This is a genomic window from Salicibibacter cibarius (assembly GCF_016495725.1).
GTDB lineage: Bacteria > Bacillota > Bacilli > Bacillales > Marinococcaceae > Salicibibacter > Salicibibacter cibarius.
Map to the genome: position 1 here is coordinate 2,620,854 of NZ_CP054705.1, position 23,719 is coordinate 2,644,572.

A 23,719-nucleotide genomic window follows, 5' to 3' on the forward strand; every position below is an offset into this window, starting at 1 on the left:
CATTTCCTAGTGAATATTCACCGCCTGATGCGCTTCACCACTCCCGACAGCATGCTTAACCTCGCCGCAGCGCGCGGGTTTTGGAAATTGTTTATCCGGATTCATTAAGTTATTTGGATTAAACACATCACGCACCGCGAGCTGCCGGTCGATTTCCTCCTCCGTAAAGACGAGGCGCATGTCTTCTTTTTTCTCAATGCCGACGCCATGTTCACCCGTAATGGACCCACCCACGTCTGTGCAAGCCTCTAGCGTTTTCGTTCCCACCTCCAAAGCGAGATCGGTTTCGCCTTCATTTCGGGCATCAAACAGAATGAGCGGATGCAAATTTCCATCGCCGGCATGAAACACATTCGCAATGCGCAAGCCCGACTCCGCACTGATTTCGGCGATTCGGGCCAACACTTCGGATAATCGGCTGCGCGGAATAACGCCATCTTGCACGAGATAAGCAGGGGAAATCGCGCCCATCGCTCCGAACGCCGTTTTCCGGTTCGCCCACCACTTCCCTCGCTCGCGGTCATCTTGAGCTACTCTTATTTCTTTAACGTTGTGGCGCTCACACACCTTTACCATCTCGTCAATTTGATCTTCAATCCCCGCGGCAATGCCGTCCACTTCCATGATCAGCACGGCTTTTAAGCCTTCCGGATGTCCGACAGGATTCGTCGCCCTTTCCACGCCTTGAATTGCAATTTCGTCCATCATTTCAATCGCCGCGGGGACGATACCGGCAGCGATAATGTCCGAGACCGCGTAGCTCGCGTCTTCGGCGGAATCAAAATAAGCCAGTGCCGTTTCTTTTGATTCCGGCTGTTTTAAAATGCGCACGGTAATCGAAGTGACAATGCCAAGCGTCCCTTCCGAGCCTGTAAGAATCCCGAGCAGATCATAACCGGGCGCATCGGGCACGCCCCCGAGTTCAACGATTTCTCCGTCATGCATCACCACTTCCAAGCCAAGCACATGGTTCGTCGTCACCCCGTATTTCAGGCAATGGGCGCCGCCGGCATTTTCCGCGACGTTGCCGCCGATCGTACAATTCGCCTGGCTTGACGGGTCCGGCGCGTAGTAAAAGCCTTTGTGTGTAATGGAATTGGTAAGCGCGAGATTAATATAGCCCGGTTGCACAACCGCTTCCCGATTATCGTAATCGACGTGGAGCAACGCTTTCATTCGCACGAGGCTAATAATCACTTCGCCTCCGAAAGGAGTGGCGCCACCGCTTAAACCCGTGCCTGCTCCGCGGGGGATAAACGGAATCTCATGGGCATAGAGCCACTTCACGACATCGGACACCTCTTCGGTCGTCGCCGGAAAAACAACTGCAAGCGGCATCCCGCGAAAAACCGTTAAACCGTCACACTCATACGTAATCAAATCCGCATCCCGATGCAAAACTGCGTCTTCCCCGAGCAAACGCGTCATTTCCTCCACCAATGCCCTTTTCTGTTCAGTCATCGCTTTCAGCCTCCTCCCGTTCATACGCCCAATCCAAGAGCTGCATCGTGTGGACGATTCGCTCGTCACGTCCGTGCTTCTCGACACCCATCGCCATTTGCAACATGCAGCCGGGGTTCCCCATCGATATCATTTCCACGTCATCCGGCACATCTTCCATCTTTCGATCAAGGAGACGCCCGGCCATATCCGGGTGCGTGATGTTGTAGATACCCGCGCTCCCGCAACAACGATCCGCGTTCGGCAACGGCGCAAGCGCCACGCCCGGGATCGCTTCAACAATTTCCCTCGGCTCATCCCATACGCCCTGACCGTGCGCGAGATGGCATGCATCATGATACGTCACACGCTTGTTCAACGCCGCTTTCGGCGGCTCATACCCGTAATCATATAAATATTTCGACACATCAAGCACTTTTTCCGAAAACTGTTCCGCTTTTTCCCTGTATTCGTCGTCGTTTTGCAAAAGCTCCGGATACTCTCGCAACGCACAGCCGCATCCTGCCGCATTAACGACGACATGCTCCGCACCTGACTCCAAAAACGTATCAATGTTCTGGCGCGCGAGCCGCTTCCCCATCTCCCGATCGCCAGCATGTACGTGCAGTGCGCCGCAACAATTTTGCTTCTTCGGAATCTCCACGTTGTGTCCATTTTTTGTCAGCACCCGCACGGTCGCTTCATTCACATCGCTGTACATCACATCCATAATGCAGCCGGTAAACATCGATGCCGTGCCCTTCTCTTCTCCCTTCGCCGGAATCTTCTCCGGATGCGTTTTCAACACCGGCCGCCCTACGTCCGGCATAATCCCTTCCATCGCGCCGAGATGATCGGGCAACACCTTCTTCGCCCCACTTTTACGAACCACCGTCTGCATGCCACTTTTTTGATAGATTTTCGTCAGCATGCCGAGCGCATGCAACCGTTTAGTATGCGGAAATACCCCGCGCAGGAAGAAACGACTCACGAAACCTTGCCACCCTGTGAGCGGCATCGCCTGCCGCACCTGCCCACGTGCCTCCTCGATGAGCGCGCCCACCTGCACACCCGCCGGACACGCCGTCTCGCACGCGCGACAATCCAGACACGTGAACATCGGATCTTCAAACGCTTCATCAATGCTAATTTTCCCTTCCGCTACCGCCACAATCGAATGAATTCGCCCCCGCGGCGACTGATGCTCATGCCCAAGCTCCAAGTACGTCGGACACGCCTCCAAGCACATCCCGCAATGCACGCAAGCGGAAAATTTATCTTCATCAGGCGGATCCTCCCACAAATAATTCCCCTTCGGCGGTTCATTCTTCGTCACGACCAAATCAGCCAACTTCGGTGCCGTCGACATCTCAAATCCCCCCTACAAATCGTTTTGGATTCAAAACCCCATTCGGGTCAAGCTGCTCTTTAATACCTGTCAGAATGGAAAAATAACCCGGTGTCGCACCCCAAACACCGACAGTCGTGCGCATATCAAGGGGCGCGTGCGTCAAGATCGCGTAGCCCTTTGATTGTTCACTATAAGCCCGCAAGTCTTCAACAAAGGACTGGACGGCATCGCCACTGGCATATACACGACTAATCCCGTGGCCGGCACCACCGTGGGCATACACGTGTACATCCCGCCCTTCCTGCAATCGTTTACAATGATGGATATGATCGAGTACTTGCATGTTTTTGCTGCCGACTTTCACATGAACAGCATCAGTAAAGGTAAGTTGGGCGAATGTTCGCCAAAATTCTTCGGCATCGTTATCACGAAAAACGGTGAGCTCCGCTCGGTCCGGCATATTCGCTTGGATCCATTTTTCCTGAACGTCTATCGCTTTTTTCACGTCTTCAAACGTGATGACCAAACTGTAGCCGTTTGTTTGAAACATGCGCTCAGTGAGATTTGGGTCCATATATTCCAAGGTAATCGGTTCCAGATGCGTATCCAATAATTCCGACACGAAAGGTTTGACGACGCGTGTCGCGTCTTCGTCCGGAAACGTAAGCACACACACGCTGCTGTGCGGTGAATAAGGGCGCAATTTCAAGGTGACTTCTGTGATGACTCCAAGCGTCCCCATCGAACCGACGAGCAACTTGTTCATATCGTAACCGGCGACGTTTTTGACGACTTTTCCGCCTGATCTCAAGATCTCGCCGTTCGGATCGGCCACGCGCAAACCGATGACATGGTCCCGCGCAGAGCCATAAGCCATTCGTTTCGGACCACTGTCGTTAGCGGCCACCACCCCACCGATCGTAGCCAGCGTCGGATACGATGGATCGAGCGGCACCATCTGCTGCTCCGCGCGCGCGGTTTCGTTGATTGTTTCCATCGTCGTACCTGCCTGAACCGTCATCGTCATGTCTCCCGGAGAATACTCGATCACTTGATTCAGATTTTCCATGGATAATAGAACATCGGCCGTGCCACCTTCCCCGCCAAAGCCTTGTTTCGTTCCTCCGCCCACAGGGATCACCGTTTCATATCTGTCATTGGCGCGCTTTAAAATGGCTGCAACTTCCTCGGGTGTGGACGGGCTAACACGCTGTCGTCCCTCATTCCCCAGCGTTTGCTGTTTCATAATCCTCCCCCTTCAGAGCTTGTTGTAGCAGCTCTTCGACATAGATTAAGTGCGTCTGCATGGATGCTTTCGCCGCTTCCGAATCTTGCTGTTTAATCGCTTCATAGATACCCGCATGTTGCTCTTCGATTTTTTTTGCCACATCAGAATCTGCCGCGATCATGCGGTGGCAATCCATCAATGCTTTTTTCATATTTGCTGAAATCGCTTCCATTAAATGCTCAAACATATCATTGCCTGTTGCTTTTGCAAGCGTGATGTGGAAAAGATAATCCGCTTCCCATCCTTCTTCTGTTCCAATAGCCTTTTCCAAGGTAGCGAGGTGTTTCTCATCACGGTGCAGTGCCGCTTCTTCCGCGATGCCGATTTCCATCCACTTTCGCACCGTGTATACATCACGAATCGCCGCTTCATCGCTTAACGCGAAGGTGCCGAACGTCTGCCAGTTACTCGATTCAGACACAAACGTCCCTTCTCCCTGGACGACATTCACCATCCCCTTGCCTTTTAAAACCGTGATCGCATCCCGCACCGCCGATCGCCCGACCTGGAATTGTTCGCAAAGTTCCCGGACCGATTGCAGCTTCTCCCCCGTCGGAAGACTGCCGTCCACAATGGATTGTTCCAATTGCTCCGCCACTTGCTCGGAAATCTTCTTTGTTGTTATTTTTTGAATGTTCATCCTGCCCGCCTCTCAGTTGTCAGATATGTGATATCTTATGGGTTGTTTTTTTATTATAGCCCAGATTATTCAGAAAAGAAAGAGGGTATAGCAATAAATGTATATAAATAATGGAAAGGAAGCGATCACCTTGTTAGAAAGCTTATACGAACGTCCTTATTTTTCAAGACTGAATGAATTCTCCGACTTGGCCCCGGAGATGTTTAAGGAATTTATGACATTCAATGAAGGCGTCATGAAGCACGGCTCGCTTTCGTTGAAATTGAAAGAACTCGCTGCCGTGGCTGTTGCCCACGTCACAGGCTGCCCGTATTGCATCGAACTCCATGTCAGCCAGCTAAAAGAAGCCGGCGGAAGCAAAGAAGAAATGAGCGAAGCGATTTTGATCGGAACGGCGCTAAAAGCAGGTTCCTCGGTGGCGCACGGGGTCAACGCCTTAAATGCGTACGACGACGTGAACGATGACACACTTTATAAACGCAGTTACTTCGATCGGCTCGGTGAATTGTCCAAGTTGCAACCGGACATGTTTAAAGCCTTTGCCAATTTCGATCAACAAGCCATGAAACCAAGCACCATGAGCAAAAAAGACGCCGAACTCATCGCCGTCGCAGTCGCCCACACGACCGGTTGCCCTTACTGCATTGACTTACACACGAAAAATGCCAAAGAAAAAGGCGCCGAAAAAGAAGAAATCGCCGAAATCATCTTCGTCGCCACTGCCTTGAAAGCAGGATCCGTCCTCGCCCACGGGGTAAACGGATTGAACGCGTATGATCGGTAGGTGAGAAAGACGCCCGGGCTCAGTCCCGGGAGGTTCTCGATATATGGGTAGACCATCCTGATAAAATGTCCCAACAAGTGAAAATGACAGAATATCTGTGCAAAATAACAGAATAGGACGTAAAAGTGACAGAATAAGTCGCGAAAACACTATATTACCTCTTGCCGAAACCAACTGTCGTATCCCTTGTCCCTCTCGGCGTAGCCCGACCTCCGTTTGAGGGATTACTTCGCTTCTCTTGTCCCTCTTGGCGCAGCTCGACCTCCGTTTAGGGGATTACTTCGCTTCTCTTGTTCCTCTCGGCGTAGCTCGACCCCCGCCTTGAGGGATTACTTCGCTTCTCTTGTTCCTCTCGGCGTAGCTCAACCTCCGTTTGAGGGATTACTTGTGACCAAAAATGTCTCCACCAAACGAAGGGAGCGCTACTTCCCAAATGGAGGGAATAGATATTTTCGTGTCTCCGACTCATCGAAACGAGATTTCCCCCATAACCCCCTTTTCTTGCCCGCGCGCTGCATCATTATTATACTGGAGTAAGTGTCTGCACCAGGAAAGAAGGAATACGCATGCCCTACATTATCTATTTTATTTTGTGTGGATTGGGCGGACTTTTGTTTTCATTTACGAATCTATCGATTGCATGGATGATCGGCGCTTTGGTTGTCGGCAGCTTAGTAGCGATTTTCCAACCCGGCTTTCTCGACCTAAAACGCGCGGTCAACAAGGTACCCAAAAGTTGGCTTTGGCTCGGCCAAGGTATCCTCGGAATCCAACTCGGCCTCTATATTAATATGACGCTCATCGAAACACTCAGCAACTATTGGATCATCATTCTTTCCGTACTCGTGCTTTCTATTATTTTTGCGTTCATCACCGGTTTTTTTCTCTTTTATTTTACAAAAACGGATCTTTTATCAAGTTTTATCGCCACGGCCCCCGGCGGGGTTGCCGCGATGCCCGCTTACGCGCAAGAAGTTGATGCAAATGTGGCGGCTGTCAGTGTGACGCAAGTGCTCCGCGTCGTGCTCGTGATCAGTACCGTCCCGGTTTTATTATCTTTCAATGGCGGAAACGGGGGCGCTTCCGAAAATATCCAAAGCATCACGTATGAGGCCACCGTTTTGCCATTGTCTTTCGGCCAATTTGGATGGACGTTTCTATTGCTGGCACTGGCCCTTCTATTTGCCTTCACATCAAAAAAACTGAAAATCCCTGCCCCTTGGTTGCTCGGCGCAATGGTAACCGCGGCGGCCTTCAACCTCATTTCGGCGCAAGCATTGCCTGCAGCCACGCTTTGGTGGCCGGACTGGGCATTGCCCGTTGCCCAATTATTCTTAGGGGCAAGCATCGGGGCCAAGATGCAGAAGGATTTATTTCGAGACTCAAAAGCCGTGATCATTGTCGGCATCATCAGTTCCCTGGCGTTAATCGCAGCGCTCGCTGCTTTGTCCATCCTGGTCGCCTCACAAACACAACTGGATATGATCACATCGATCCTCGCGTTTTCACCCGGAGGCGTCGCCGAAATGGCCGCCACCGCAGTGGAATTAGACGCCGATTCAACCTTCGTCGTCGCTGTGCAAGTCATTCGGATCATGGCAGTGCTGCTCGTCCTGCCCCCAATGTTTCAACTGTTGCGCAAGTATGTGTTGAAGGAAGGAAAAGAAAACCATGTGAAAAGCTCATGACTAGCGGGCATAAGTCTTTCACGTGGTTCGTTTAGGAAAAGGCTACGGTTCGGCGTTTACTCGAACCGTAGCCTTTTTCGTTACATGGAAAAGATACGCATATCGCAAACAAAAAAATTGTCACCGCATTTCGTCATGCTTGGCTTCTCCGCATCACGCGCTTCTTCACTTTCCAAATTCAGCCTATGCAAGCAACATTTGTCCGTTTTCAATGATTCTTTTACCCAGACTAAAACAATGAAATAAAGACAACATAATGGTGAATTTTTAGGAATACCTTTGCATGTTCTGGACTCATTTTTATTTCGCCTAAATGTACATCACCATTAGGTGAATTGTCATTAAAATTGAAAGTAAAAACATAAGGACTTAAACGACCCACCTGCTAAAGCAGGTGGATTTGGACATAAATTGTCCGCGACTGAAAGTCGCATTTCAGACTGAAGTCTGCTGAAAGACCTTAAGCTCAAGCATACTGATTTTGACTGGAACTCAATCATCAATCCTGAATATATCGTTCCTCTTCTCGCTCGTCTGGTTTTCGATATAATTTCTAATGATTTCTTCCGTCACATTCCCTACTGTTGCACAAAAATATCCTCTCGCCCATAAGTGCTGGCCCCAATATCTTTTCTTCAGGGCGGGGAATTCGTCTTGGATTAACCTTGATGATCTCCCTTTGAGATATTGCAATATCTTACTCGGTGCTATGCTCGGCGGACATGACAATAATAAGTGAATATGGTCTTTCCCTACACTTCCTTGTAGTATCGTAATTCCTCTCGCTTCACATCCTTGTCTGATTAGTTCCCTTACTCGGTGGGCAATGTCGCCACGTAACACATGATATCTATACTTTGTAACCCATATAATGTGGTATTTGATGTCATAGACCGCGTGGCCACTTCTTTTGTATTCATCCATACTCTCACCTCGGTTTAAGTATGGACATTCAAAGGCAAGGCTAAAAGCTTATACCGTCTAAAGACGGTGGAGTTAGACCACGCTTCTATAACTTAAAGAAACATCCACTTAATTTATCGCTGTTTTCTTGCATAATCCCCTGTTATATTTCGACAAAAGATCCTAAAGTCCTGCAAAAAATAAAAATCCCTATACATTAAAGAATAGATGGAAATCGATACCTCGAATTATATTCAATTATTTTCACAGATACATTATAATACCACTATACATTCCTGCGATAATGGTGGTGAAAAACATGCACGCGCTGCCTAGATGGATTTGGTTGATTATTGTCGTTTTTGTCTTCATTGTGCTTATGCTTGCACTGCTTTATTTTTTTCAACATCGGTTGATTTTTCACCCTACTTCCCTATCGGAAGATGAAGCTGATCTGATTAGATCGCAGCACCCCGAAGCGGATGAGATCACGATTCCTGTGACAGATGAAGTGAGCGTGCACGGCTGGTTGATCTCCAATGCAGAGGAAGAACCGGCGCCATTACTGATTTATTTTGGCGGGAATGCTCAGGAAGTATCGGGATTGATTCCCGAGACCGCGAAACTTGAGGGCTGGTCGGTGTTATTGATGAATTACCGCGGCTATGGATTAAGCGAAGGCGCCCCTGATGAAGAAGCGTTGTTGGGAGATGCGTTGATGGTCTATGACGAAATGGCCGCTCGCGAGGATATTGATGAGGGTAATGTCGTCACGATGGGCAGAAGTATCGGGTCTGCGGTGGCAACCCATCTCAGTGCGGAAAGAGATGTGCAGGGGACGATTCTCATTTCCCCGTTCGATGAATTTCTGAACGTCGCAAAATCCCAATTCCCTGTTCTCCCGGTGGAATTGCTGTTGAGATATCCTTTCGATTCCACGAAAATCGCCCCGCAAATGGAGCAACCGTTGTTGGCGCTAATCGCTGAGAAAGATGAAATCATTGACCCGGCATATTCGAAATCCCTCGTGGAAAAATGGGGCGGACCCAAGGAAAGCTATGTAATTGAGGGTGAAGGGCATAATACAGTTCATTTGAGCGAGATGTATCAGGCATATATTCAAAATTTTTTACAAGAAATGAAGCAAGAACAATGACTCACCTATGCTATAATGAATGCATCACGAAGAAAAGGTGAATAATCATGGATAAGCAAGTGTCCTATTGGATCGATGAAAGTCTGGAAACCATTGATGCTGCCAAAGTATTATTGGATAAGAATAAATACTTGGAAGCGGCGTATTTTTGTCATCTTTCTTGTGAAAAAATGTTGAAAGCGGCGGTTGTTCAACATACGTCTCAAGTGCCACCGAAAATTCATGCGTTAAACAGGCTTGCGAAGCATGCGTCAGTTGATCAAACTATGAATAAATCACAACAACACTTCTTAGATCACCTAGATGTTTTTCAATTAGAAGCGCGTTACCCACAAGATCGACATAAACTGTACCAAACAACTCCACCAAGTGAATTCGTACGCATACATATATGAGGAAACGGAGGAGATGCTCGCATGGCTACAACAACAGATACAATCTTCCGGGAAATAAAACAATACACTCAATATGTAAGCGGGAAAGTGAATATCGAGCAAGTCATTTTATTCGGCTCATACGCGCACGGAACCGCCACAGCAGACAGCGATGTTGACATCGCAATCGTCTCCCCTGATTTCGGGAAAGCACCGCTAATGGAAAAGATGGATTTATATGGATGGCGGTCCGATTCTGATGTTCAAGTTATAATGCAACCCTTCCCATTCGGAACGGACGAATTCAAACAAACGGACGATTTTTTTATTAATGAAATTAAGAAAACCGGGGTGGATGTTACGTATTTACTCGAGCAATAGCAAGTATGTGGTTCCTCATGGAACCTCTTTTTTGGCTATATTTCGCCCTGTAGACAATATTCACGATTTTGCCTATGCTTGTTGTCTTCTAACGCCCTGGTTGAAAACAACACCGCTGGTTTCTCTTATCTTTGTCTTCTTCTATCTGCTTGTGCTCTTTACCCTCCCCATATCCCCTTTTCCTGCTCCCGCGCCTCGTCCTGAATCTCATAAAATTCCTCTTCATACCTCACATCAGGCTCATACACGACAACCTCAGCTAACCCTTCTTCCAACAACATTTCCTGAAACATCCGATCTTCATCCACATAAACATAAAACAACAACCGATCGTATTGATCCCGCTCCGACACGTCTTGCTCCAGATAAACCGTTTCCCCAAGCAACACATCCGTCGCGAACTCGGTCGCTTCATCCCCATATGACTCCGGCTCACATTCCGGGGGATCATGTTGATGACAAATCTCAGGGGCGTCCACCATAATCGGACGTACCCGTTCATCGCCCATTCCCTGAATGTTGACATCAAACGTATCGCCATCCACGATGTTCACGACCGTCCCTTGCAACGGTTCATCGTCAGACGGACTCTGGCATCCAACGAGAATCAGCATAGAAAAAATAACAATCACAAAACGAAACATAAATGCTCTTTCCCTTCCAAAGTTGTACACCAAATTTAACAACAGTCATCTGTTTCAGCCATTCTCAAGCGTTCGAAACCGGTGCAATGACTGAAATTTGAACGCTTAACAGTTTGATGCGTTATAATTACCGGTGTATTCTCTTTAATTACATCGCATAATGGCTTTTCACGATATAATTACCAGCGCACGCTCTTAAATTACATCGCATAATGGCTTTTCACGATATGATAACCGGTGCATTCTCTTTAATTACATCGCATAATGGTTTTCACGATATAATAACCAGCGCATTCTCTTAAATCACATCGCATGACGGCCTTTTACGATATAATTACCGGTTGGTTCGCCGAAATTTAAACGCGAATCCGTCTCATAGGGCTATCGTTCGATGCTTTATCGTAGTTGCGGCGCTCCCTCCTCTTAAAACGCCGTGACACTATGGTTCTTTTTCCCATCATAGCATGATAGAATGGGAGGAATTCCAAAGAAATAGAGGCCATCCATGAAACGAGACAACAAACTCATCATCTACATCCTTATGTTAATCATCACACTCCTCTGGGGCTATGCGTGGGTACTCATGAAAGACGCGCTTACATACATGGGACCATTCACGTTTTCGGCATTTCGCTTCGGCACCGGCGCCGCCACGCTACTCCTCGTCGTATGGATCATGAACATCGGCTTGCCGCCAAGACGTTATTGGAAACATTTAATCGTCATCGGGCTTCTGCAAACATCGGCCGTTTTCCTGCTCGTCATGTACGCCCTGGAATTCGTCGACGCCGGCCAATCCTCCGTCCTATTGTACTCCATGCCGATGTGGAGCAGCTTGCTAGCCGTTCAATTCCTTGGCGAAAAAATAAACCCGGCGAAGCTGACAGGCTTAATTGTCGGGATCATCGGGCTATTTACCATCGTCGGGTGGGACATGTGGGTCGGGCAACCGCTCGAGGTGATCTTCGGCCAACTTCTGATCATTATTGCCGCCATCGCTTGGGCAATATCAAACATTTACTATCGACGTAACGTGTCCGGGCTATCCCAATTGCAAGTATCTGCCATGCAAATGTTCTTCGGCACCATCGGCATAACGCTTGCAGCCCTAATCGCGGAATGGGGCGAACCGATTGTGTTTAATGCAACGAGCATTTATCATGTTTTATTCACCGGTGTGCTCGCCTCGGCGTTAGCTTTTACCGTCTGGTTTTTTATCATCAGCAAAATTGATATGGTCACGGCGACGATCTCCACATTACTCGTCCCGATCTTCGGATTGACATTCAGCAGCCTTTTGCTCGGCGAACAACTAACCGTTGGCATATTGACCGGATCCGCGCTGATTATTGCAGGGATTGTGATCGCGACGGTTGCGAAGGAACGATAACGGCAGCCTTCGTTATGGACCCGTGTTCGGACAGGTTACCAGCGTTTCCTTGCTATAATGTCCGAAGTTACCCCCAGTTCGGACAATCTCCTCGCTTCGTCGCAAAAATTTGTCCGAACCTCACCCATGTTCGGACAGTTTCCGCCCATTTCGCCGTAAAAGTGTCCAAACCACCCTTACAGACATGCTGGTGCCATCATATTAAAAGGCACCCCTTCTCGGGTGCCTATAACGGTCACCTCCCCTAAACCAATGCCTCCAATTTCTGCAGCAACGCCTGATCATTTTGCCACAACTCAGCGTAACGTTGCGCGTAATCGATGGCTTCGTTCTCATCTCCGAGTCCGTAAAATGGGGGGATCGTTTCCGGAATTTTTCTTTTTCCGAGTAAGTAAACCGGAACGTGTAGATTTTGATCGATTGCCTCTTGTAACCACTTCTCCGTTTTTTTCGTCCATCCATTCAGCTTGTATTCGGCATAAGCGCGACTGTAGACCATATTGGCTGTCGGCTCGTCATATTCTTCCACCAGTTCTTTCGCTTCTCCATAGTCGCCCGCCTTCATTAGCGCGCCAATTAAGAGGTAACGAATGCCTTGATTGTCCATCTCGTTTAAGTCAAGCAGTTCCCGGTAGTGTTCCTTCGCGAGATCCAAAGCGCCCAATTGCTCACACGTTTCGGCGTAGCCCTGTTTGGCTCGCATATACGGCCGTGTCTCCGTTAGCCCCCAGAATAGCCCCCGGTTATTTTCAAAAAAATCCGGGCCGAACTCCGCTTCCCCCTTGATCATGCCTTCAAAATACAAATCATTTTGTTCTTCCAACGTGTCTGCCCCTTCTGCCAAAAGCACGTATTGATCGACCTGATCTCCGGTAGCCTCGCTTGTACCGAATGGCAGATCAGCCGGAAGAAGTTCGTTTATAAACTGTTCAATCTCTTCTTCAGATGAAAATTCTTGGCTTTCGAGTGCTTGTTTTAATTCACCAAACATTTGCTCCGCTAGCTCCGAAGCCCCTTCCGTATCAGGGTCAAACGGCGAGAAATCGTCCAGCATGTCATCAAAGAAATCATACATCAAATAGTTCATTTCTTGGTATCGTTGCGATAAAGTGCTCGGGGATGTCCCGTATTTCTCCGCGATCTCTTTTTGCGTCGCGCCATCCCCGTCCATCATATTTACAAGATATTCAAGCGCGGCGGCAAATACTGCTTCTTTTTTTATAACGGGGTTTTCATCTTCACAAAATTCCTGCCATACTTCGATCGCTAAATTGAGGTCTTCATCGTCCCAAATCGGTCTGTTCGTTTCATATAAAAGTTCAATAACTGCCTGATGTTTTTTTGAAGCCCAATCATACGTATCGATTAATTTACGCGGATCCGCTTCCTCGTTAAACAGGTCGTGCAAAACGAAAGGATATTCGTTTTTCATCGCTTTTGAGAAACGAGCAAGGTCCAAATCACTGCGGTATTGCTCATATACGCTTTGCAGCAACTCCAATGGAAACTCATCATAAGTAAAAAGAAAGTGGTTAACGTTATTCGTAAAGGGTACGAAGATCCCGATCACGCCATTGCCGATTTCAGGTAACTCGTCTTCTTTATCGCAGAACACATCGCGTTCACCGGTTTCCAATGAAACCACTTTAAAATGATCGTCATCAATATGATCAATGACTTCATACATGCCGGGCACCGTTACCCATCCATCAATCCTTTCTTTTGTCTCGGGACGCAACGCCCCGCTTTGCTCGTCCATAAACGTTTGAAAAATCGTCTCTCCATCAATCAGCGGAGCATTGCAAATTGCCCAGGCCACAAACAACAGATAATATTCTTCTTCATAATCAGAATCTATGTCCCAGTTATTTTCATGAACATAAGCTTTATACAACGAGTAGATGGGATCGGTATAGTGAAGCGAGAAGTCTTCCAGATCCTCGCTTAGCTGCTCCAATTCTTGTGCCCCCATCTTCGTTCTGATATCTACGACTTTATTAGCCAAACAACAATGTTTATATTTTTTCCCACTTCCACATGGGCACGGCTCGTTACGTCCGATTTTCGCCATCCAATCACTCCCAAACGCTCTTTCTCACAGTCTACCATAAGGCTGGAGATCATGCTAAAATGAAAAAAAAGATATATTCATAAGTTTGAAAACAACAGGAGGTCACACAATGACAGTGCAAGAAGGAACCCTTCTTTGGGAACCGTCACAGGCATTTATCAACCAATCCAATCTCAACGCTTACATGCAATGGCTCAAAAACGAAAAAGGATTGACGTTTAACACCTATCAAGACCTTTGGGACTGGTCCGTTACCAACGTTGAAGATTTCTGGGAAACGTTATGGGTTTATTTTGACATTCAAGCCAATCCTTCCTATCAACGCGTGTTAGAGGCCGACGGCGTTCCATTCGCAAAATGGTTCGAAGGCGCCAAGCTTAATTATGCGGAACATGCCTTTCGCCGCGCCCGACCGGGGGAAACCGCGATTATTTCCAAGTCCGAAATCCGTCCGACCGAAAAAATGACTTGGGAAACGCTTTATGAACAAGTGGCTTCTTTTGCCGCCGGATTAAAAGCGGAAGGCATCAAGCCCGGGGACCGGGTCGTTGCTTATTTGCCGAATATTCCTGAAGCAACAATTGCCTTTTTGGCGTGCGCGAGCATCGGAGCCGTTTGGTCGAGCGCTTCCCCGGATTTTGGCAGCCGAACGGTCGTTGATCGCTTTCAACAGATCGAGCCAAAATTGCTCATTGCCGTCGATGGTTATCGTTATAACGGCAAGGATCATGATCGAATTAGTGCGGTACGTGAAATTCAAACAGCGATCCCATCGCTTGAAAAAACGGTCCTTCTCCCCTACTTGTCGGCTGTCCCTAACACCGCTGGCCTAACGAACGTTGAGCGCTGGTCAGATTTTATCGAAGTCAATCGCTCCACTTCTCTCGATTACACGTATGTTTCTTTTGATCATCCGCTTTGGATTCTTTATTCTTCCGGAACGACCGGGCTTCCGAAGGCGATTGTTCAAGGACAAGGGGGCATCTTGCTTGAACATCTGAAAAAACTGGCCTTCCACACCGACTTAAAACCGGAAGACAACTTCTTTTGGTTTACGACGACCGGATGGATGATGTGGAATGTTCTTGTAAGCGGTTTACTCACCGGCTCCACGATTGTCCTGTATGACGGCAGCCCGACGTACCCGAGGATAGACACGCTTTGGCAATTCGCCGAGGAAACAGAAGTGACTGTTTTCGGCACGAGCGCGAGCTACTTGATGGCGAATAAAAATAATGATGTAACACCCGGGGACACTTATCGATTGGAGCACTTGAAAAGCGTCGCCTCTACCGGTTCGCCGCTCCCGCCGGAAGGATCGGAATGGGTCTATGAAAATGTGAAAAAAGATTTGTGGCTCGCCTCCGTCAGCGGCGGGACAGACCTTTGTTCCGCATTCGTCAGCGGCTCTCCGCTTCTGCCGGTGCACGCGGGCGAGATCCAATGCCGCGCACTCGGGGCTGACGTGCAAGCGTATACGGAAGACGCTCAACCGGTGTTCGATCAAGTCGGAGAGCTCGTACTCGCCAAGCCCATGCCATCGATGCCGATTTATTTTTGGGGCGACAAAAACAATGAACGTTACTATGACAGCTATTTCGCAGATTTCCCCGGCGTATGGCGGCACGGGGACTGGATTAAAATTACATCCAAAGGGAGCTGCCAGATTTACGGACGTTCCGACTCCACGATTAACCGCGGGGGCATTCGCATGGGAACGAGTGAAATTTATAGTGCTGTCGAAGATGTGGAAGCGGTTGAAGACAGTCTCGTCGTTGATATCAATGACCCGAACGGAAAAGACTATATGCCGCTATTCGTCGTACTGAAAGCAGGCGAGGAACTGACCGAAGCATTGGAAAAAGAAATCAAGCAAAACATCCGCGAGCACTGCTCTCCCAGGCACGTGCCCAATGACATTTTCAGGATCAACGAAGTGCCGACAACTTTAAACGGCAAAAAGATGGAAGTTCCCATCAAAAAAATTCTTATGGGCACGCCAATTGAAAAAGCGGTAAATGAAGGATCGATGAAAAATCCGGAGACGTTGGATTATTTTGTTGAATTCGCCGAAAAGGGATAGGGATGCCGGGGCAGGTGCGGCTACCTCCAGTTGATCTGTTCAATGCACCTCTAATGTTCAGAATCCGACCAGGTCAGGTGCGTTGGAACGTTCAATGCACCTCAAATTGCCTGGAAATCCCCAGATCAGGTGCAACGCTTCATGACACCTCTTGCTTCAATATTTTTCCTTTGGTTGGTGTCATGAAGCTTGCATGACACCAATTATTATCATTTTTTCTTTTTAGAGGTGCCATGGGCCGTTCATGGCACCTTTCATTTCTATTTCCTACCTGTTAATGGTGTCATAACGCTCCTAAAAGACCACTTTCTCCGCACCACTACATAAACCCCAATACCTACCAAAGCACCGATGCTATCAAGGACCACATCGCTCACTTCACCGCTGCGCCCCGGAATAAACAGCTGGTGCACTTCATCCGTGATCGCGTAACAAACACAGAGCAACCACGCCCACAAGGTTATTTGCCGCGTACTCCTTTCGGTTGTTGAAACCCGAAACGCATGGACCGCAAAAATCCCGAGCACGACATACACAGCCACATGCGCCGCCTTGCGAATCAACGTATGAAAGCTTTCAAAATCGATCGTCACAAACGGAATTAGACGTTGGCTCCAACTATACGCAACTTCCGTCACTCCACCGCTGAGCGAACTCGACGCTTCGCCCGACTGATGCGAAAAATAAAAAATAAGCCCCATCCATCCAATCACAAGGAGCCATGCCACGATCTTCTGTTTTGATAGATTCTTCATTTTATGCACATCCGCAATAAACACCCATAATCGTTTGTATATCCGATTATATCAATAATCCTTTTCACTTTACTATTTTTTTGCGAAAGAAATTTAATTCACTTTAAAAAAATAGCGTTTATATCATTTTTTCTTTAAAAATGTAGCATGCTGGTATAAAATGAAAAGTAACGTCAAAAATGAGGAAGTGGGGGCTATGCAAAAATATAGAATGAGCCGAGGGATTAATCAGGCTATTATAAATGGCATTCTCCAAGGTTACAAGAACTATATTGAGGAAAGAAAAGCTAAGAGAGAAGAGATGCATATCAGCACTGCTTATTCATGGGTCAAAGGAAATCATATTGATCATCAAACAGCTGAAGAATGCAAAGAATTTGGCATTGGCTTTAAAAAGGCGAAAGCCGGATACGCATGGGGCTATCTTCAATTCGACATTGATACAGGCCCAAGTATGTTCATCATAAAAAATGGAAAATATTTTGATGAAGAAAATTTTACTCGCAGAAAAGGAATGCCTCGCGAAAACACAGATCCGGAAAGGGAAACTTATCTTAAAAGGCTTTCCCATATTAATAACAATGTAGCGTTCCCTGAAGAGCCTTCCCTATTTACAACAGCTCAAAAGAAAGAGTACCTAACACTTTTTGATGATGAGCAACTGGAAGAACCCCAAGCCCGCGAGCTTGAAGAAAAGTTTAACCATTTTTATATCATTACTTACGAAATCGATGAAGCTTTTGCTATTTCTAAAATTCGAATGCTGATGCCGAACCCCCAAGACAATCAGGCGTACGAGATTGAAGATCTTTCAGAATACATTGCCACAAGTACAGTTATTTTTGAAGAGGACGATTATGAAATATTGATCGAAGACGGATTTGACGCTCCTCAGTCACCGGCTGCTGCCGATTATGGCATCGTACATCAAGAAGAGCTGTTTAAAGATGATGAAGAGGAGGGCTAAGAAAATGTTTGTTGGTCCCAATTTAACCAACATTCGTATTCTCCATGGTTTTACCAGAAAACAATTGGCAGAAGAGCTGACAGTCACTGAACAAGCCGTTTGGCAATATGAAAATGGGTTTGTATCCCCTAAAATGGAAATTGTTAATAAACTAAAAGCCATTTTTCAAGTTAAAAGCCAATACTTTTATAAAGAAGATCAACTAAGCAAACATAAAAAAACAACGGTTAACCACAATCACATTGCTTACCGATCTTCTGTAATGAATAGTATACAAAAAACACAATTTGAAGCAACGCATATCGAAAATTTAATTGCCCTTTTGGATCTGATGGATGGGAAGTTGCAATTCCCGGAGAACAGATTAAGAAAACTGCGAAATAAAGTTATTGCAAAGATGGATCATCCGGGAGACAGATTGGCATCCATTCGCAGGGTGGCAGAATATGCAAGAGATTTTCTGGGAATGAGAGAAAATAGCAACAATGACCTATTGTTTCAAATTGAGAAAAACGGTGCTTTTGTTTTTGAAAAATCCATCGGAGAAAAGATAGACGCTTACAGTGTATGGGCTAATGACGACACTCCCTATATAATGCTAGGCAATTTAAAAAAATCAGCAGCCAGAAGAAATTTTGACTTGGCACATGAGTTAGGCCACTTACTTTTGCATTATAAAGTTGAGTTCGCTTTGCAAGACAAAAAAAACCTTCGGGAGTATGAACATGAAGCCAATGTATTTGCCGGATCTTTTTTACTGCCCAAGAACCAATTTATAGATGACATTCAACCTATATTAAAAATTTCCCACCCGGACTCATACATTGAATTAAAAAGGAAATGGATGGTGTCCATCCAGGCAATGGCATTCCGGGCACACTTTTTACAATGGATGTCTTATCAGCAATACCGATACTTTAATATTATGCTTAACAGGCTAAAATACAAAGAAATTGAACCGCTCGACAAAGAGCTGCCGGTCCCGCACCCCGGGAAAGTAAAAAGTATACTTCAATTATTGTTTGAACAAAAATATTTAACATTAGATGAAATAATAGATGACATGGAAATTGATATAGGGTTTTTGGCCAACTTAACGGGGATTGAAAAAGACTTTTTTAAGGAATACCAATTTCAACATGCGAGGGCTTTTTCCATACAGGACTTGGATGTTAAATGATGGCTTCCCAATGGAAGAATGAATACGGTTTTGCCGATTAATTCGAGTTTGTAATTGTTATTATAAAGCGACACCCCACCCTTGTTGGTGTGATGCCGCTTTATTTTTTATCTTGCTAATTCAGGTTTCTTTCCTTTAACAGGATTTGTTTTTTCTATGGCGTAGCCGATATTCAATATCGTCGCTTCATCAAAGGCATTGCCCATAATCTGCATGCCGATCGGCATCTCTTGTTTGAAACCGCAGGGAACGGTGAGAGATGGAAGACCGGTCAGATTCCCCGGGCCTGTAAATCGTATAATATTGTTGACTAAATCCACTTGTTCCCCGTTTAAATCGACGTAGTCTTCACCTATGTCAGGTGCAATGATAGGAAGTGTCGGGGAAACGAGGGCGTCGACTTTTTCAAACGCTTTTTGAAAGTCTTGCTGAATTTGTCGCCGTAGTTGTTGCGCTTGAAGATAGTCAACAGCCGATGGCAATTCACCTAACTCAAATAAGAGACGGATGTCATCCCCAAAGTCATCGGGTCGTTCAATTAAATTTTCATGGTGGATAGCTGCTGCTTCAGTTAAAATTGTGATCAATTCAGTATATTCTGCATATCGGAGCGATGGGATCGCTACTGTCTCTACGTTTGCCCCTTGTTCTTCAAGTGATTGGATTGCTTGTCGAACGGATGCTTCAACAGTCGAATCAACATTGTTGAAAAAATAATCTTCGTTAACGCCAATTGTTACGTCTTTTATATCCGCTGTTAGTTGCTGTGTATATGAATGTACGGGCACATTCATCGATGTCGGGTCATTGGCGTCATATCCGGCGATAACTTCCAAGAAAGCAGCCGCGTCTGTCACCGATTTGGTCATGGGACCAATATGATCAAGGGACCATGATAATGGAAAACATCCATATTTACTCACTCGTCCATGTGTCGGTTTTAATCCCACGATCCCACAGACCGAAGAGGGAATGCGGATGGAACCGGCAGTATCTGTTCCTAAAGTAGCAACACTCATATCAGCGGCAACGGCTGCACCGGAGCCCCCACTCGAACCTCCGGGTATTTTTCGTGTATTCCAAGGGTTACGACATGCCCCGAAGTGTGGATTATTATTAGTAATCCCCCACGCATATTCATGCATGTTCAATTTACCGGTAAAAACAATGCCTGCATCTTTCATCTTCTTAATAATGGTGGCATCATAATCGGAAACAAAATCCCTATGGATTTTTGATGCCATTGTAGTCACCTCGCCCTTAAAATATAAGTTATCCTTCACTGCAATCGGGATACCATGGTATATCCCTTTATAATTCCCGGCGGCAATGTCACGATCGGCCTGTTCAGCAGCCTGTTCTGCCTTTTCTTTCGTAAATGAAATATAAGCGTTTATATCTTCATTATGTTTTTCTGCATGATCAAGTACAGCCTTGGTTAATTCTTTGGATGATACGTCCTTGTTTTTAATTAAGGGCGATAACTCTTCCACCGATTTTGATACGAGCTCATAACTCATAATGATCGCCTCCCGGAATGTTTCTTAACGCAATATCATAATCTTCCAAAGACGCAGTTTTTGATTCTTTTCCTAATGATTGGATCGCCTCCCACCTTGCATGCAAGATCAGTAAATGTTCATCGGGCACCTCTATACCCTTGCCTTCCAACACTTCTTTGATCGATGGATTCATAAAAGTTTTGCTCCTTTCCAGTAGATTGTCCATTCCTCAAGGGTGTACCCATTTAGCTTAAAAATCAAACTTAAATTTCCGAATATTTCATCCATGAACAAAACCTCGTCTCGACCTTTTGATCGAAACGGGGTTAATTGTTCTTGGTTATGGCACTAAAACCGTCCGGCCATTAATTTTACCTTCATCCAGCATTTTCAATACTTCGTTCGCTTTGCTCATTGGATAAGTGGTTGAATGGAGTCGAACTTTTCCTTTCGCATGCATTTGCATGAGTTCATATAATTGATTATAGTTTCCAACGAGACTCCCTATAATGCTGAATTCGTTGTTAATGACGTCGAGGGACGGAACATGTAGAACCCCTCCATATCCGACAACGAAATAGGAGCCGCCTTTTTTTAGCATCTTCATGCTATTGGCATGGGTATCATCTTCTCCTACCAAATCGATAATCAAGTCAATTCCGTTACCATTATTTGATAGATTCAATACCTCTTCAATCATGCCATCCTTTGCGACAACGCCGTGATCAGCCCCGTATTCAAGCGCCATATTTAAACGTTCTTCATTTGTGTCGAGCGCAATAATATCCGAGTTTCCAAATTCTCGCATGAGTTGGACGGCTATGTGCCCAAGACCGCCCATACCCATGAGGAGTGTTTTTGTCCCCGGTTTTGCAAGAGGGGCTGCCCGTTGCACGGCTCGATAAGCAGTGATACCAGCATCTGCCAGTGGTGCAACTTCCTCCGGCTTCACATCGTTTTCCAGTTTTATAAGTGCCCGTTCGGAAGTCTTTAAATATTCCGCGTAGCCACCGTCGGTCGTCAATCCCGGGAATACAAGGTTTTCGCAATGCATATCTTCGCCAGCCCGGCAACTTAAGCATTTTCCGCAACTGGCCACAGGATGAACAATGACGGGGTCCCCTACATCAAACATTGTCACGCCTGAACCCTTTTGGTGAACCCATCCGGCATTTTCATGCCCAATCGTAAAAGGCAGAGGCGTTTCTAATGCCCTGTCCCAAACCCCTTCGATAAGATGAAGATCCGTACGGCAAACGCCTGCTCCACCAATTTTAATGATCACATCGGTCGGATCCTTAATTTCCGGATCGGGAATTTCCTCATATTTCAATGGCTTGTCAAATTCCTTCAAGCGCCATGCTTTCATCTCTTAATCTCTCCCTTAATATGCAAAATTTGTATATCTTGTTTGCAATAACCCCTGGCAGTAATGGCCGTTAAAATCCATGGTTAATCGTGAACGCCGTGCATGCAATAAATGTTGGTCAAATTCCTCTTTCTCTATCGACTTTCCCGTGTGGTCAGTGATAAGGAAACTGTTCTCCTCTTGTGATAATTTGAAGTCTTTACGGATATCCAAGTAGTTCAAATACAGATATTCCAATTTGCGATCATCTATAGATTTTAGGGAATCTAGCGTTATAGCTAAAATTAAATCTTTTGAATGCCCCTTTTTTAATAAATACTGTAGCAAGCGCTCTTGACGGGCATAAAATGCTTTTCTTTTAAAAATTGACCGCAACTCATCTAACCCGCTTCCATCCGTTTTATCGGGAAACATTTCTTCAAACGAATATCCTTCCGTCACACCTTTGCTCACTTTTTCTGATTCAGAATGATCGTGCAATGTTACTTGTACATGTTTTGGCCATTTCAGTCCCAGGATTTCATCACGAATATCTTCTCCCATGATATAGGCAAAATTAGGTGAGCACCAGTAAGTGGGGAGCCTAAATATGACATGAACTACATTCTCGTTAATTTCCACATCCTCAATAAAATCAAGCTCCAGTAATGATTGGTCAAGTTCTGGGTCCATAACTAACTCAAGACAGTCATATACTTGTTTCGTTTTAAACAATGGACCTCCCCCTAACCTCATCTGTAGGACTACTTTTAAGAATTTCTTTTTGCTTTGGTATATCAATATTATACAGGCGAGCTATATTCTCTCCAAGAATCTTTCTCTTCACGTTTATATCGAGCACTGCCCCCGTTTCTTCCCTAATATCCTCTGGCAACTCAAAATCAATAAATTTTTCAATAAGCCAACCTGGCTCCCAAATTGGGTAATCACTGCTGAATATGATTTTATCCTCATCAAGCCAGAACAACAATTCACTTATAATTTGTGCGAAGTATCGGGGACGGGCATATACAAATGGCATTGCAACAGCCAATCCACCATAAACATTCTTTTCTTGCGTTGCTATCCAACAAAAATCCTCTAAACGAGGTAGTCCAACATGCTCTACGATAATATTTAGATTTTGGAATGTACTAGCTACATCATCAACATCACTCACGTCGAATGCATCTTTGTTTAATGGGGTAATGGTGGGTCCTTTATGAATGTGAATATTTCTTATACCCAGTTCCTCACATTTTTCTAAATACTTTTTCGTCCAATAATCTGTTAGTTTATACCCCTTTGAATCCCCTCGCCACTCAGCTGTATATAGTTTAATTCCTTGTAATTGGAACCTCTCGGCTTCTTCTTCTAAATATTTCAAACCTTCTTCTTTATTTCTGGGATCAAAACTACTGTTACAAATAAAACGTCCAGGGTAACGCTGTGACAACTCCATATCATTTTCTACTGAACCAAATGGTTCGCGATAAAAATCAGTTAATGGAACCGGTTGAAAAATTGCCATATCAGCATAGCCACGGTTAAAAACATCGTCTATCAACCTGTTATGATCCGGTTTTAAAAATTCGTTGTAATCCCACACATACTCTGGTGGAGATAGATTCCGTTGGTAATCATAAAAACAATCGATAAACTGCTTACCATAATCATTCCGTTGGTTTTTCCGACTAGCATTCCAATTGTGAATATGCGCATCAATGATAAACAATTCATGCCCTGATTTTGTACGAAACATGATAAATTTCCT

22 protein-coding genes are annotated in these 23,719 nt (G+C 45.9%); 9 read left to right on the top strand and 13 right to left on the bottom strand.

The window, feature by feature from the left end; all coding sequences use genetic code 11:
* Positions 1 to 6: 6 nt before the first annotated feature.
* Genes HUG15_RS13455 through HUG15_RS13470 form a run of 4 tightly spaced genes read right to left on the bottom strand, consistent with a single transcriptional unit; the run spans position 7 to position 4,719 of the window.
* Complete coding sequence (locus tag HUG15_RS13455; protein ID WP_200123597.1) at positions 7 to 1,461, bottom strand: FAD-linked oxidase C-terminal domain-containing protein; 1,455 nt, start codon at positions 1,459 to 1,461, stop codon at positions 7 to 9.
* The gene (locus tag HUG15_RS13460) at positions 1,454 to 2,809 is read right to left on the bottom strand and encodes a (Fe-S)-binding protein (protein ID WP_200123598.1); all 1,356 of its coding nucleotides are present in this window, start codon (positions 2,807 to 2,809) and stop codon (positions 1,454 to 1,456) included. The genes HUG15_RS13455 and HUG15_RS13460 overlap by 8 nt, the downstream gene beginning before the upstream one ends.
* A 1-nt stretch (position 2,810) precedes the next feature.
* Complete coding sequence (locus tag HUG15_RS13465) at positions 2,811 to 4,037, bottom strand: FAD-binding oxidoreductase (RefSeq protein WP_200123599.1); 1,227 nt, start codon at positions 4,035 to 4,037, stop codon at positions 2,811 to 2,813.
* Complete coding sequence (locus HUG15_RS13470; protein ID WP_200123600.1) at positions 4,012 to 4,719, bottom strand: FadR/GntR family transcriptional regulator; 708 nt, start codon at positions 4,717 to 4,719, stop codon at positions 4,012 to 4,014. Before HUG15_RS13470 ends, HUG15_RS13465 begins: the two co-directional genes overlap by 26 nt.
* A gap of 97 nt (positions 4,720 to 4,816) precedes the next feature.
* Between HUG15_RS13470 and HUG15_RS13475 the strand changes: the two genes are divergently transcribed.
* Positions 4,817 to 5,503, top strand: coding sequence for a carboxymuconolactone decarboxylase family protein (locus tag HUG15_RS13475; protein ID WP_200123601.1), 687 nt, complete (start codon positions 4,817 to 4,819; stop codon positions 5,501 to 5,503).
* 566 nt (positions 5,504 to 6,069) lie between these two features.
* Positions 6,070 to 7,191, top strand: coding sequence for an AbrB family transcriptional regulator (locus HUG15_RS13480; protein WP_200123602.1), 1,122 nt, complete (start codon positions 6,070 to 6,072; stop codon positions 7,189 to 7,191).
* Between the two features lie 492 nt (positions 7,192 to 7,683).
* Here the strand turns inward: HUG15_RS13480 and tnpA are convergent, their stop codons facing one another.
* Positions 7,684 to 8,115, bottom strand: coding sequence for an IS200/IS605 family transposase (gene tnpA / locus HUG15_RS13485; protein ID WP_200123603.1), 432 nt, complete (start codon positions 8,113 to 8,115; stop codon positions 7,684 to 7,686).
* A gap of 298 nt (positions 8,116 to 8,413) precedes the next feature.
* Between tnpA and HUG15_RS13490 the strand changes: the two genes are divergently transcribed.
* From HUG15_RS13490 to HUG15_RS13500, 3 genes are read left to right on the top strand one after another with little or no spacing between them, the layout of a single operon-like run.
* The gene (locus HUG15_RS13490; protein WP_200123604.1) at positions 8,414 to 9,250 is read left to right on the top strand and encodes an alpha/beta hydrolase; all 837 of its coding nucleotides are present in this window, start codon (positions 8,414 to 8,416) and stop codon (positions 9,248 to 9,250) included.
* Positions 9,251 to 9,297: 47 nt separating this feature from the next.
* The gene (locus HUG15_RS13495; RefSeq protein ID WP_200123605.1) at positions 9,298 to 9,645 is read left to right on the top strand and encodes a HEPN domain-containing protein; all 348 of its coding nucleotides are present in this window, start codon (positions 9,298 to 9,300) and stop codon (positions 9,643 to 9,645) included.
* A 21-nt stretch (positions 9,646 to 9,666) separates the two neighbouring features.
* Positions 9,667 to 10,005 (top strand): nucleotidyltransferase domain-containing protein, encoded by a 339-nt coding sequence (locus HUG15_RS13500; protein ID WP_200123606.1) that lies wholly within the window; start codon positions 9,667 to 9,669, stop codon positions 10,003 to 10,005.
* 158 nt (positions 10,006 to 10,163) lie between these two features.
* Here HUG15_RS13500 and HUG15_RS13505 read toward each other — a convergent pair whose 3' ends face one another.
* The gene (locus HUG15_RS13505) at positions 10,164 to 10,649 is read right to left on the bottom strand and encodes a thermonuclease family protein (RefSeq protein WP_211202223.1); all 486 of its coding nucleotides are present in this window, start codon (positions 10,647 to 10,649) and stop codon (positions 10,164 to 10,166) included.
* Positions 10,650 to 11,154: 505 nt separating this feature from the next.
* On the opposite strand from HUG15_RS13505, the gene HUG15_RS13510 reads away from it, so the two are divergent.
* A complete protein-coding gene (locus HUG15_RS13510) occupies positions 11,155 to 12,039 on the top strand; it encodes a DMT family transporter (RefSeq protein WP_200123608.1) in 885 nt (294 codons plus the stop codon).
* A 244-nt stretch (positions 12,040 to 12,283) separates the two neighbouring features.
* On the opposite strand, the gene HUG15_RS13515 is transcribed toward HUG15_RS13510, so the two are convergent.
* On the bottom strand, positions 12,284 to 14,110 hold the full coding sequence (locus tag HUG15_RS13515) for an SEC-C metal-binding domain-containing protein (RefSeq protein WP_200123609.1): 1,827 nt from the start codon (positions 14,108 to 14,110) through the stop codon (positions 12,284 to 12,286).
* Positions 14,111 to 14,219: 109 nt separating this feature from the next.
* Between HUG15_RS13515 and HUG15_RS13520 the strand changes: the two genes are divergently transcribed.
* Complete coding sequence (locus HUG15_RS13520; RefSeq protein ID WP_200123610.1) at positions 14,220 to 16,193, top strand: acetoacetate--CoA ligase; 1,974 nt, start codon at positions 14,220 to 14,222, stop codon at positions 16,191 to 16,193.
* A 260-nt stretch (positions 16,194 to 16,453) separates the two neighbouring features.
* On the opposite strand, the gene HUG15_RS13525 is transcribed toward HUG15_RS13520, so the two are convergent.
* Positions 16,454 to 16,948: a VanZ family protein gene (locus HUG15_RS13525; RefSeq protein ID WP_200123611.1), complete on the bottom strand. Its 495-nt coding sequence runs from the start codon at positions 16,946 to 16,948 to the stop codon at positions 16,454 to 16,456.
* A gap of 196 nt (positions 16,949 to 17,144) precedes the next feature.
* On the opposite strand from HUG15_RS13525, the gene HUG15_RS13530 reads away from it, so the two are divergent.
* Together HUG15_RS13530 and HUG15_RS13535 are read left to right on the top strand one after the other, a co-directional pair.
* A complete protein-coding gene (locus tag HUG15_RS13530) occupies positions 17,145 to 17,915 on the top strand; it encodes a spr1630 family ClpXP-sensitive toxin (protein WP_200123612.1) in 771 nt (256 codons plus the stop codon).
* A gap of 4 nt (positions 17,916 to 17,919) precedes the next feature.
* The gene (locus HUG15_RS13535) at positions 17,920 to 19,095 is read left to right on the top strand and encodes a spr1629 family repressor/antitoxin (protein ID WP_200123613.1); all 1,176 of its coding nucleotides are present in this window, start codon (positions 17,920 to 17,922) and stop codon (positions 19,093 to 19,095) included.
* Positions 19,096 to 19,202: 107 nt separating this feature from the next.
* Here the strand turns inward: HUG15_RS13535 and HUG15_RS13540 are convergent, their stop codons facing one another.
* The 5 genes from HUG15_RS13540 to HUG15_RS13560 all read right to left on the bottom strand — a co-directional run bounded on the left by HUG15_RS13540 (position 19,203) and on the right by HUG15_RS13560 (position 23,707).
* Complete coding sequence (locus tag HUG15_RS13540) at positions 19,203 to 20,615, bottom strand: amidase (protein ID WP_200123614.1); 1,413 nt, start codon at positions 20,613 to 20,615, stop codon at positions 19,203 to 19,205.
* Entirely contained in the window at positions 20,605 to 20,790 is a 186-nt protein-coding gene (locus HUG15_RS13545; protein WP_200123615.1) for a hypothetical protein, read from the bottom strand. The genes HUG15_RS13540 and HUG15_RS13545 overlap by 11 nt, the downstream gene beginning before the upstream one ends.
* Before the next feature lie 147 nt (positions 20,791 to 20,937).
* A complete protein-coding gene (locus HUG15_RS13550; protein ID WP_200123616.1) occupies positions 20,938 to 21,966 on the bottom strand; it encodes an NAD(P)-dependent alcohol dehydrogenase in 1,029 nt (342 codons plus the stop codon).
* 15 nt (positions 21,967 to 21,981) lie between these two features.
* Positions 21,982 to 22,680 (bottom strand): iron-sulfur cluster assembly protein, encoded by a 699-nt coding sequence (locus HUG15_RS13555; RefSeq protein WP_200123617.1) that lies wholly within the window; start codon positions 22,678 to 22,680, stop codon positions 21,982 to 21,984.
* Positions 22,673 to 23,707, bottom strand: a complete 1,035-nt coding sequence (locus HUG15_RS13560) for an amidohydrolase family protein (RefSeq protein ID WP_200123618.1) — start codon at positions 23,705 to 23,707, stop codon at positions 22,673 to 22,675. The genes HUG15_RS13555 and HUG15_RS13560 overlap by 8 nt, the downstream gene beginning before the upstream one ends.
* Positions 23,708 to 23,719: the final 12 nt, after the last annotated feature.